Here is a 12,095-nt window from a genome sequence, read left to right as displayed (position 1 = left end):
ACTAAAATGAGGTATTATTTTGATTTTTGCAAGTAAAATAATGATACAAAGCTCCAATTTTACCAGATTCATTATTAAATTTAGTAGGCTCAAGTGCTACAAGATTTTTTATATTATTATTATTATCAAAAGCCATTTCTAAAGACCATAAATTTTCTAATTTTTCATATATTCTATCTATTAAATCGAGTCTTGCGCTTATTCCTCCTCCGATCAAAATTTTTTCAGGATTCAAAATAAAAGTTAAATTAAAAATACCAAATGACAAATTCTCAAAAAATCTATCAACTTCATTTTTTGCATGAATATTCCCATTCTCAGCTAGATCAAAAACAAATTCTCCTGAAACCTCTTTTAAAGGTTTTCCTAATCGCATAGCAACTCTTTTTCTTAAAGCCAAAACAGACGCAATGGATTCCCATCTGCAATTAAAGGGAATATTGTTACTAATACCTCTAGTAATCATAAATCCAACCTCTCCGGACATAAAAGAATTTCCTCTTAAAAGCTTGCCATTTGCAAAAATTCCAGCACCAATTCCTGTGCCAAGAGTTATAGCAATAAAATTATTAGAGTCAATAGCATTACCCTTAAATTTTTCTGCTAAGGCCACACAATTAGCATCATTTTCAATCTCTGTACTTACTCCGGTTAAAGATTCTAATCGCTCTTTTAAAGGATAATTAACAAATCCAGAAATAGCATTTACCCTAAGAACATTTCCCTTAAGATCAACAAACCCAGGAATACAAATTGCAACTCCCGCAATATCACTTGATTCTTTGTAAGAATTAATAATATTAACTAAAATATTTACTTGTTCGTCAGAAGTAGCACCTGTGCTTATTTCATTTTTATCAAAAAAAACACCGCTTGAATCTGAAAGCGAATATTTGGTACTAGTCCCGCCAATATCAATCGCTAAATAATGTTTCATATTTATCCTCAAGGCCTAATTGTACATAAATGATCATAAATTTTCCATAGCAATATAAGAAATTTTAGAAATCTTGTTTATAACTATTTGCGCTTTAATCATCTCCTTCAAATAAGAAACATGAGAAATTATGCCAATTTGTCGCCCAGTCATCATTTGAAACTTAGAAAGCTTAGGCATAACTTGAGCCAAAGTATCTTCATCAAGATTACCAAAACCTTCATCTAGAAAAAAAGCTTCTATTTTTAACTCGCTATCCCTTATTTTATCAGATAAAGCTAAGGACAAAGCTAAAGACACAAGAAATTTCTCACCCCCAGACAAAGTTTTTACCGTTCTTATTTTATTAACATCTTTTTTGTCTTCAATTAAAAAATCAAACTCTTTGCTCTCTTTGTTCGTTTTGAGCTCAAAATCAGGGAAAATCCACCTTAAATACTTTTCATTTGCCAGTCTTAAAATATCATTAATTAAAAAAGTTTGAACATAATATTTCAATCCAGAAGATCTAATAACTACCTTTCTTAACACATCTAGCTTATCTTTCCTTTCTTTAGCAAGATTTAATTCACCCCTTAGCGAGTCTAAATTAATTTTTTGTTGATTAATCTTTTTTTGAAGAGTTTGAAAATTTAAAAGCTTGATTTTATACTTTTCAATATCTCTGGATAAAAATTCAAGCTTAGAGCTAATTGATAAACTCAATTTTTGCAAAAAATACAGACTATTCTTATTGATTTGTTCTAAGTCAGTTGTTGATTCAAAAGAAAATGAACTAAAAAAAACATTTTTTAAATTTGAAATTAGATTAATAAAATTATTTTGCTCTTCATTTAATCTCGCTTTTAAAGTCAATACAGATTCCTTTATAAATTTAATTTGTGTTTCGGTTTTAATTTTTAAATCTTCTAAATTTTTAAGATTTAAAACAAGCATATTCCATTCATTTTCCACACTTTTCTGCTTAGCCAAAACAACATTAAATTCCCTTTCCAAAGAAGAATAATCATTAAAACTTAAATTTAAATTAAGTTTTAATGATAAATCCTTAATCTTTAAAAGATTTTGATCAAAATTTTTATTTTTCAAAGAAATTTCAATTTTTAAATCTTTTTTCTTAGCCTTAAATTGTTCAAGCTTTTCTAATTTATTTTCAAATGCTAAAATTTTTTCTCTGTCAAAATAATTTATGTATTTGTCAAATAAATTTTTTCCAATCAATCTTAAAATTTCAGCATTATTCTTTTCAAACTCTAAAGCATTAACCTCTTGTTTAGAGACTTCTTCTTGTCTACAAGATAGCTGAAATTTAAGCTCATCAATTTGATTTTGTATCAAATGAAGCTTTGAATTTAAAGCGTAAAGCTCTTTTAAACTGCAAACCGATAATTTATCTTTATGCTGATAATTTTTATATTCAGCCTCAATATATTTTAGCTTTTCTTTATCACTCTCAATAGAAAAATTTTTATCATCAAGATATTTTAACAACTCTTTATACAAGTCAATCTTAATAATATTTTTTTCCTTATTTTTATTAAAATCTTCTTTGCCAGTAGATTTTAATAAAAATTCTAGCCTATCTCTATATTTTGAAATCAACTCATCATTAAAAGTTTGAAACAATTTCAATGCTTCATAGTAAACATATTTGTCAAAATCAAAATTAGATTTCTCAGAAGAAATGCTTTTAATCTCATCATTTTTTTTGCTCTGAGATCTTAATAATTCTTTTTTTTCATCCTCAAGACTATTTTTCCTTAAAAGCAAGCTTTGATAATCATTCTCAACAAGTTTTAAATTAAAAAGATTGCAATTTTTATTATAAAGCTCCTTAACATAATTAAAATTAAAATCATTGCTATACAAATCTTTAATTTCTTCTAAATTATTCATCACTTTTGAAAGTTCTAAATCAAGCAATCCAATATCATTAAACAATTCGCCTTGTACAGCAACTAAATTTTTCAAACTCCAAAAATCTAAACATAAATAAACTTTTCGATCCAAATCCAAATTTTCTTTTAATTTCTTTTGAAGGGAATGATCCTTCTCTAGAGAATTTAAATATTTAATCTGAGAAGATAATTGATCGTTTAGAGAAGACATTTCAATTTCCAAGCCCAAATATCTCTCATTAGACGCTATTGCCTGATTACACAAAGAAATAGCTCTTCTAATATTTTCAAGATCAATTTCTAATCGATCAATATCAACCAAATCCAAATAACCTTTAAGGGATCTATATTCACTCTCATCATAATCAAGAATTGATTTTTCATAAGATTCAGAATTCAACAATTTATCTATATTAAACTTTGTGCGCTCAAAATCACTTTTTAAATAAAATTCCAAATTATCATATTTTTTCAAATTAAAAATATTATCAATTATTGCAGCTTTCTCTTTGGGAGTTGACGTTAAAAATTCTTGAAAATTGCCTTGTGGTAAAATTACAGTTTGACAAAATTGGTTAAAGTCTAATCGACAAAGACTTTTAATATGCTCTAAAACATCGGTTCGGCCCTCAATAATCCTATTATCAAAAAAACAATTAAGCAACATACTCTTAGGAGTCTCTATATTTTTTACATTAAGCTCAACAAAAGATTCATAAATCTTCCCAGAAATAGTAAACGTTAATTTAACATAAGCGCTAGTCTCGCCTTTTGATATAATATCTACAATTTTTTTTCCAAGTCTGTAAACACGAGCATATAGCGCCAAAGTTATGCAATCTAAAATGGTGCTTTTGCCTGATCCAGTATTACCAGAAATTAAAAAAATGCCCGATTGTCTTAAAAGAAGTGTATCGAAATTTAACTCATGCTCGCCTTTATAAGAAGCAATATTTTTAAATATGAGCTTATTTATCCTCATATTCACCCAAATATCCGTTAGTTAAAACCTCGTTAAAAAGAGAAATAAGCTCTTCTTCCTTAAATTTGATATCCCTAATAACACCGTTCTCAAAATCCCATCTCAACTTTTTCTCAAAAAAATATTTTTCATCCATTTCAAGCACTTCAAGTTCTCCAATAAAGCTGGAATCGTCTTGCAAATCCTGGTTTGAGGATAAAGAATAGGAAATAGAAACTAAATTCATAAAATTAAGCCTTGCTAAATCATAAATAGCCTCCTCAGCGCTAGTATCAACTGCCTCATTAAGTTCAATTTTCAAATAAATAGTAAAAGACTCTTCTTTTTTGGCATTAGCCAAAAAATCAAGAACTTCATTTAAAGAACCTTTAGCAAAGATTAATTTATTGAAAATCGGCACCGGAAATGCCTCTTGCAAGATTAATTTATTGTCATTAAAATGTAAAACGTTTATGTATTTATCACAGGTCTCATTAAATGAATATTGCATAGGAGATCCTGAATAAACAATATTATCTCTTAGTTTCATGAATTTATGAATATGCCCAAGAGCAACATAAGAAAAACCATTCCCAAAAACATTAAAAGGGATAATATAACTACCTCCCAAGATGTCAATTTTTTTACTGCTGCCAAAAAAAGAATGCGCCATTAATATCTTAGGAATTCCTTTATACTTGTTTTCTAAAAAATTCGATAAATTTGATATCTTTTCTCTGTAGGCATTTTCTAAATTTTCAAGAAATAGCTTGCTGGAAGACTGATCTTCCAGTCCAAAAATATTGTCAAAATTTTGACCTAAAATAAGCCTTTCATTTATATGGGGGAGACAAACAACAATAAACTTAAGATTTCCATTATCCTTTAATAAAACTATTTGCTCATCAGAATCATATTCTGTTATTAAAAAAAAATTAAACCGTGAGAGAAGTTTTTTATTTATACTCAAATAATCCTTTTTGTCATGATTTCCAGAAATAACCACACACCATTTACAAGAAGTAAAAGAAAGTTCATAAAAAAAATTATTCACTAATCTTTGCTCTTCAAACCCAGGCCTTTTGGAATCATAAACATCCCCGGCAACAAGTAAAAGATCTATATTTTCTTTTTTAATAAATTCTAAAAGAAAATATAAAAAATTTTTCTGCTCTTTAAGTATTGAAAAATTTTCAATTTTTTTTCCAATGTGCCAATCTGAAGTATGCAGAATTTTATAATTGCTCACAAAATACTCTCACTTTTTTTAATTCTTAAATTATGTTTATATATTATAATACAATATATAAACATAGGGAATTTATGCAAAATAAAAAATTGATAATAGTTGAATCGCCAACAAAAGCCAAAACAATAAAGAAGTTTCTCGATGAATCATTTCTAGTAGAAGCATGCATTGGACATGTAGTAGATCTACCAAACAATGCAAAAGAAATCCCCAAAGAATATAAAAAATACGAATGGGCAAATATTTCTATAGATTATAACAATGGATTTAATCCAATTTACATTATTCCCAGCAATAAAAAACCAATTGTATCAAAACTAAAAAAATTAGTAAAAACAATAAATGAAATATATCTTGCAACCGACCAAGACAGAGAAGGAGAAACTATAGCATTTCACTTAAAAGAAGTATTAAAAATCAAAAACTACAAACGGATGATATTTCATGAAATCACAGAAACCGCAATAACTGAATCACTAAAAAATACTAGAAATATAGACATGAACCTTGTCAATGCCGGGGAAGCTAGAAGAATATTAGACAGGCTATACGGGTATACAATCTCTCCGCTACTTTGGAAAAAAGTAGCTTATGGACTTTCTGCTGGGCGAGTACAATCTGTTGGGTTAAAATTATTAATAGAGAAAGAAAAAACTAGAATAAATTTCAAAAAGGCAAATTATTATTCAATTTTACTTCAATGTAAACACGAGAAAAAAAACTTGTTGCTTGAAGCAAAATTAGAAGAAATTGACGGCAAAAATGTAGCAGAGGGTAAAGACTTTGTAAATGAAACTGGAAAGCTTAAAAATATTGCCAAAACAACAATAATAACCCAAGATTTAATGATAGAACTTGAAAAAGAATTAAATAATGGACAAAAAATTGAATTGATTTCAATAGAAACTAAAAAAATAAAAATACCTCCTCCAAAGCCATTTACCACCTCTACACTTCAACAAGAAATAAATAAGCGTCTTAAAATTGGAACAAAGCAAATCATGCAACACGCTCAAAAACTTTACGAACACGGATACATTACCTATATGAGAACAGACTCTCATAATATTGCTAAAATTGCAAAAGATAAAATAACAAAAATAATAAAAAATAAATATGGAAAAGGGTATATAGAGGAAAAAGATAGAATTTATGAAAAAGAAAAAATGGCTCAAAATGCACATGAGGCAATAAGGCCTTCTGAAATATTTATTCCAAATGAAACCATAGAAATAGAAAGCAAAATTGCTAAAGAAATTTACAAAATAATATGGGATAGAACCATTATTTCTGGAATGAAAGATGCAATAAAAGAAAATATAAAACTGACTTTTAAATATAAAAACTTAATTTTCAGATCAAGTTTTACAAAAATAATTTTTGATGGATTTCTTAAACACACTAAAGAACAAGATGAACACCTTAACATAAATTTTGACTTAATTAAAAAGGGGGATACATTTTCCATAGTTAAAATGAAAACAAGCGAGCACGAAACAAAGGCTCCATTTAGATATACAGAAGCGTCTCTTGTGCAAAAAATGGAAAAAGAAGGAATAGGTCGTCCCTCGACCTATTCTACAATTATATCAACACTTTTAGAAAGAGAATATGCATTCAAACTTAACAACACATTAATGCCAACTATAAAAGGCGCTGCTGTAATAAATCTTCTTGAGAAATATTTTCCAGTATTAATTGAACTAAATTTCACCTCTAATATGGAAGAAAAATTAGACAAAATAGCAATAGGAAAACTAGATAAAATAAAATATCTAAGTAAATTTTATAATGGCAAAAAAGGACTAAAAGATACAGTAATGCAACTAGAGCCCAAAATTGATTCCTCTGAATTTAGAACCGTTATTGAAAGTCAAAAAATAGAAAATAAAAACAATAATAACATTAATTACACAATAAACATTGGTAAATATGGACCTTATTTGATATTCAAAGGACATAATTACTCAATTAATGCAAAAACTCCATTAGAAAATTTGTACAAAAAGGATGAAATAAAAAAAATAATAAATGAAAAAGAACTAAAACCCAATATACTCGGGGTTGATCCTTTAACAGGACTTAATGTGATCTTTAAAAATACAATTTACGGAAACATTGTTCAACTTGGAGAAGACACCCATGCCCCTCAAGAATATACAAAAAAAGGAAAACCTAAAAAATTAAAAATAATTAAAGCAAAAAAAGCATCAACTAAAAAAATTGACCCTGAAAACATAACATTAGAGCTTGCTTTAAAATTGCTCTCGCTGCCAAAACCAATTGGCAAACATCCCCAAACTAATGAACAAATCATTGCTGCAACTGGTGTTTTTGGGGATTATATTAAAACTGAAAGCGGAAGTATTGCTTGCTCGCTAAAAAAAGATTTAAAAGCATATGACATAACACTAGACAAGGCCATCAGCCTACTCAACGAAAGAGCCAATAAAGTGGGTATAATCGTTAAAACAATCACATTTTCTAAAAACAAAATTGGCAACAAAATATATATTTACAAAAAAAACGACAAATTTTATGCTAAAATTAAAAGAAAGAAGATTGATTTACCTGATAACATTAATCTTGAAGAAATAAATGAGAAATATGTATTCAGCTTGTTATAAATATGAATGATTTCAAACTCCCAATTTATAAATACAAAGATGAATTAATTAAAGTACTAAAAAAACACAATGTTTTAATTGTAGAAAGTCCAACAGGTAGCGGAAAAACCACCCAACTACCAAGAATAATTTATGAAGCGGGTTTTGCAAAATTGGGAAAAATTGGAGTAACTCAACCAAGAAGAATAGCTACAGTATCAATAGCTGAATATATTGCCAAGCATATTGGCGTAAATGTTGGGGAAGAAGTTGGCTATAAGATAAGATTTGAAGAAATTACAAGTCCAAAAACCAAAATCAAATTAATGACTGACGGAGTGCTTCTGCAAGAGCTAAAAAAAGATACACTACTTTATGAATATGATGTAATAATAATAGACGAAGCACACGAAAGAAGTTTAAACATTGATTTTATATTGGGTCTTATCAAAGACATTTCAAGAAAAAGGGATGATTTTAAAATCATAGTTTCGTCTGCTACAATAAACACAAAAATATTTTCAAAATATTTTAATAATGCACCAGTTGTTAGTATTGAAACTATCACTTACCCAGTACAAATAATATACAATCCTCCTCTTTTAAACACATCAAAAGGAATGATATTAAAAATAAAAGAAATCGTCTTAAACGTAATAAAAGAAAAAAAAGCAGGAGATATTCTTATATTTTTATCTGGAGAGAAAGAAATAAAAGAAACTATAAAAGAATTACAAGAATTAAACTCAAAAAAAAATTTAATAATATTTCCTTTATACGGCAGAATGCCCAAAGAAGCTCAAGAGCAAATATTTATGACTACTCCTAAAAATAAAAGAAAAATAATAGTGTCAACAAACATAGCAGAAACTTCAATCACAATTGAAAATATTAAAATAGTAATAGATAGTGGGAAAGTTAAAACAAATAAATTCCAAACAAAAACTCATACCTATTCGCTCCAGGAAGTTCCAATTTCAAAATCATCAGCAACTCAAAGAGCTGGTCGAGCAGGAAGACTTTCAAAAGGAACTTGCTACAGACTTTACAAAAGAGAAGATTATCAATTAAGAGAAGATTATCAAAAAGAAGAAATATATAGAACAGACCTATCTGAGGTAGTACTGAGAATGGCAGATATTGGAATTAGAGATTTTACTCACTTTGACTTTATCTCAAAACCATCAACACATTCGATTCAAACTGCAAGCAAAATATTAAAATCTCTGGATGCTATAAACAATAAAAACGAACTTACAGAAATTGGGAAATATATGATACTATTCCCATTAATACCAGCACATTCAAGAGCATTAGTCGAAGCAATGATAAATTACCCACAAGCGATCTATCAAACCACAATAGGTCTATCATTTTTATCCACAAGTGGAATTTTTCTACTACCCCAAAATGAAGAAATGGAAGCTAGACAAGCTCACTTAAAATATAAAAATCCAATGGGAGATTTAATCGGGTTTGTTAATATATTTGAAGATTTTAAAAAAGCTCTAAATAAAGAAGCTTTCACAAAGGAAAATTATTTAGATCTACAAGGACTTGAAGAGATAGCAAATGTGCAAATGCAGCTTGAAAACATTATTAGCAAATTAAATATACCAATAATACAAAAAGGTGTTTTTGACAACGAAGGATATTTAAAATCAATAATGAGAGGAATGAGGGATTATATTTGCTTTAAAACTTCAAAAAAGAAATATAAAACCATCAAGGCTCAAAACGTAATAATTCATCCTGGATCACTTATTAGCACCGATTCTGTGAAATATTTTGTTGCAGGAGAAATTATAGAAACTACAAAAATGTATGCAAGATCTATTGGTGTCTTAAAAAAAGAATGGATTGATGACATTATCCTTAATGAAGAGTTTAAACATAAAGACATATCTGGCAAAGAGAACCAAATAACAAATACCGGGCAGACAAAAATTATCAATGAAATCAAAATAGGGAAAAAAATTTTCAAAGCGGAATACAAAAATAACATTTATATAATAAAAATTAACCTAGAAACGCTAAAAGAAATAATTTTTAAAAACGAACTAAACAATCAAAATAATGAAGATTTGAAAAAAATTAAAATACAATTGATGCATAAAAATATAACAGTTTTTAACAACAAAAAATTTTTAGAAACTATCGAAATAGTCAAAAACATGGGAAAAGATTGGCATTGTATAAGAAAATATGAAACAAAGAATGTAAACATTGAAGAACCTGAAAAAATGAAAAATCTTTTAGAATGCACAATGCAATTTATAAGCTCCCCCCCCAAAAAAAATGCTCTTTTTTTATCGTTGGAAACAGATTATTCTGGAAATTTTAGACTAAAACCCAAACAAAATTTCATAATGGCAATAGAAGAATCTATGGAAAGCATAAAAAGCCTTATAGAAAACAAAGAATATATACAAAAGTTACATTTTATAAAAAAATTAATAAATAAAGTTTACAAAAAATTAAATTACTTTTTTTAAAAACTAAACTTTGAAAGCCTTGTCATAGTATAAAATATAATAATCAAATATTATTTAAAGTTAACAGCAATGAAGTTTATAATAAATTATGAACTGGCTATCCTTTTTTTATGTTTTATTATTTTTAGTAATTTCTCCTTTTGAATTACAGAGTAATAATAAAGAAAATATAGAAAATTTAATAAAGCTACACATGCTTTATGATTTAACTAATAACCTGTCAAAAGAATTGGAAACAATAAATAAAATTAAAAATTTTGACTTAGAACAACATTATCTGCTAATTACAAAATATTATCTAAAAATAAAAAAATATAAAGAAGCTAATGATTTTTTTAAAAAAATAAACCAAAAAAAGATAAAAAATCAAAAAATAAAAAACGAAATCATTTCGCTAAAATTAAGAATAAATGAAGATAATACTAATGAAGAAGAAATCAAAAAAATTTTAAATAACGAAAAAAATATAGATGTCAAAATAATTTATCAAATATTTAATCTTATAAAATTTAAAAATAAAAAATTAGCAAATAAAATTAAAAACATAATACTAACAAACTATCCCAAAAGCATTTATTCTTATAAAATAAAAAGAAATGAATAAAAAAATATTAACACTGCTAGTATTGATTTTGAGTATTTCATCAGTACTAATGCTGTCCAAATCAATCACTAAAAAATCCAAATACAAAATTATTAGGGATTATTTCATAAACAGCAATTATGTTCTGGTGAAAATTGAAAATAAAGATCTAAAATTTACCATATCAAAACCTATTTACAACAAAAAGCTAAATAATTACTTCTTTAAAGGCCAAACAACAAGCCATTTCTTAATTTCTAACAATGTTGACATTGCAATTAACACAAGTCCATATGAAGTTAAACAAAACATGTTTTTCCCAAAAGGACTATACATATATAATAAAAAAATGATTTCAAAACAAATAAATAACTACGGGGAGATTGTAATAAAGCACAACAAAATTATATTAAATCCCAAAGAAGAAGAAATAGAAAACTGCGATTATGGATTTAGCGGATTTTTTGTTTTAATCAAAAACGGAAAGTATAAAAAAAATTTTAAAGAAACAAAGCACCCAAGAACAATAATAGGAACTGATAAAAATAACAAGCATTTATTTCTTGTTACAATAGAAGGCAGAGGTGTCAATAATAGTAAAGGAGCCTCTCTTAATGAAGCTATTGATTTTGCATTAAGCTATGGCATGACTAACGCTATTAATCTAGACGGGGGGGGCTCAAGCACTCTTGTTGTAAAATCAAATAACGCTCCTTACAAATTAAACTTTACTGCAAATATCTTTGGACAGGAAAGACCTGTCCCATTTCATTTAGGAATAAAACTTCCTAATTGAAAAATCTCCAACCGATATTAAATCCAAGCATAATCTCGGTTGTTAACCCAGAAAAATTTTTATAATTAGAAAATGGAGAAATAGAAAGCATAAACAACGGCCTAATATATAAACCATCAAGATCGGGAATAAAAAGATCAGCAGCAAGCCCCATGCTTAAAAAAAAGAGATTAAAGTTATTAGAGCTCAAATCAAAAGCATATTTAAACCCAATTAATGGGAAAAGCATTCTAACCTGCTCTTTGAAAACCATTGGATATGTTCCATAAAGCCCAAGCGAGAAATATCTCCCATTGTGAGTAGCAACAAAAGCCTCTTTGTAAGACATCTCAAAAAGTACATAATTTGCATCAAAAAATAAATTCAAATTAATCCCATGATCTGCTCTGGTAAAATTTGGAGCAAATTTAGTAGCGCCTGTTTTATCAGTATAATTAGTAAATTGATAAGAAAAACCTCCACCAAAAGAAAGTGGATAAGAAACAATTAAATTATTAGAAGAGATGAGAAATAAAATAAAAAAAAGATATTTCTTCATTAACAATCCTTAAAAATTCTAAAAAATACTAT

Annotated in this window: 8 protein-coding genes; 4 read left to right on the top strand and 4 right to left on the bottom strand. The window is 27.4% G+C overall.

Annotated features, from left to right (window positions below; all coding sequences use genetic code 11):
- Position 1 precedes the first annotated feature (1 nt).
- Genes QIA19_RS04745 through QIA19_RS04735 form a run of 3 tightly spaced genes read right to left on the bottom strand, consistent with a single transcriptional unit; the run spans position 2 to position 5,045 of the window.
- Positions 2 to 937, bottom strand: coding sequence for an ROK family protein (locus QIA19_RS04745; protein ID WP_301366180.1), 936 nt, complete (start codon positions 935 to 937; stop codon positions 2 to 4).
- Positions 938 to 970: 33 nt separating this feature from the next.
- Positions 971 to 3,817, bottom strand: a complete 2,847-nt coding sequence (locus QIA19_RS04740) for an AAA family ATPase (RefSeq protein WP_301366179.1) — start codon at positions 3,815 to 3,817, stop codon at positions 971 to 973.
- Positions 3,804 to 5,045, bottom strand: a complete 1,242-nt coding sequence (locus QIA19_RS04735) for an exonuclease SbcCD subunit D (protein ID WP_301366177.1) — start codon at positions 5,043 to 5,045, stop codon at positions 3,804 to 3,806. The genes QIA19_RS04740 and QIA19_RS04735 overlap by 14 nt, the downstream gene beginning before the upstream one ends.
- Before the next feature lie 74 nt (positions 5,046 to 5,119).
- On the opposite strand from QIA19_RS04735, the gene topA reads away from it, so the two are divergent.
- From topA to QIA19_RS04715, 4 genes are all read left to right on the top strand, one after another.
- Positions 5,120 to 7,672 carry a type I DNA topoisomerase gene (topA, locus tag QIA19_RS04730; RefSeq protein WP_301366175.1) on the top strand — a complete coding sequence of 851 codons (2,553 nt, stop codon included), beginning with the start codon at positions 5,120 to 5,122 and terminating at the stop codon, positions 7,670 to 7,672.
- A gap of 2 nt (positions 7,673 to 7,674) precedes the next feature.
- Positions 7,675 to 10,146, top strand: coding sequence for an ATP-dependent RNA helicase (locus QIA19_RS04725; protein WP_301366173.1), 2,472 nt, complete (start codon positions 7,675 to 7,677; stop codon positions 10,144 to 10,146).
- 88 nt (positions 10,147 to 10,234) lie between these two features.
- Complete coding sequence (locus QIA19_RS04720) at positions 10,235 to 10,750, top strand: hypothetical protein (protein ID WP_301366171.1); 516 nt, start codon at positions 10,235 to 10,237, stop codon at positions 10,748 to 10,750.
- Complete coding sequence (locus tag QIA19_RS04715; RefSeq protein WP_301366170.1) at positions 10,743 to 11,525, top strand: phosphodiester glycosidase family protein; 783 nt, start codon at positions 10,743 to 10,745, stop codon at positions 11,523 to 11,525. The genes QIA19_RS04720 and QIA19_RS04715 overlap by 8 nt, the downstream gene beginning before the upstream one ends.
- Here the strand turns inward: QIA19_RS04715 and QIA19_RS04710 are convergent.
- Entirely contained in the window at positions 11,518 to 12,063 is a 546-nt protein-coding gene (locus QIA19_RS04710) for a hypothetical protein (RefSeq protein WP_002663899.1), read from the bottom strand. The two genes, QIA19_RS04715 and QIA19_RS04710, sit on opposite strands and share 8 nt — an antisense overlap.
- Positions 12,064 to 12,095: the final 32 nt, after the last annotated feature.

The organism is [Borrelia] finlandensis, assembly GCF_030438365.2.
Classification (GTDB): Bacteria; Spirochaetota; Spirochaetia; order Borreliales; family Borreliaceae; genus Borreliella; species Borreliella finlandensis.
Note: the sequence above shows the minus strand (reverse complement) of the source record. Positions and strands in the feature narration are given on the sequence as shown.

Excerpts from the sequence above, each read along its gene's own strand:
- QIA19_RS04745 (WP_301366180.1), bottom strand. The coding sequence starts at position 937 with ATGAAACATTATTTAGCGATTGATATTGGCGGGACTAGTACCAAATAT.
- QIA19_RS04740 (WP_301366179.1), bottom strand. The coding sequence starts at position 3,817 with ATGAGGATAAATAAGCTCATATTTAAAAATATTGCTTCTTATAAAGGC.
- topA (WP_301366175.1), top strand. The coding sequence starts at position 5,120 with ATGCAAAATAAAAAATTGATAATAGTTGAATCGCCAACAAAAGCCAAA.
- QIA19_RS04725 (WP_301366173.1), top strand. The coding sequence starts at position 7,675 with ATGAATGATTTCAAACTCCCAATTTATAAATACAAAGATGAATTAATT.
- QIA19_RS04720 (WP_301366171.1), top strand. The coding sequence starts at position 10,235 with ATGAACTGGCTATCCTTTTTTTATGTTTTATTATTTTTAGTAATTTCT.
- QIA19_RS04715 (WP_301366170.1), top strand. The coding sequence starts at position 10,743 with ATGAATAAAAAAATATTAACACTGCTAGTATTGATTTTGAGTATTTCA.
- QIA19_RS04710 (WP_002663899.1), bottom strand. The coding sequence starts at position 12,063 with ATGAAGAAATATCTTTTTTTTATTTTATTTCTCATCTCTTCTAATAAT.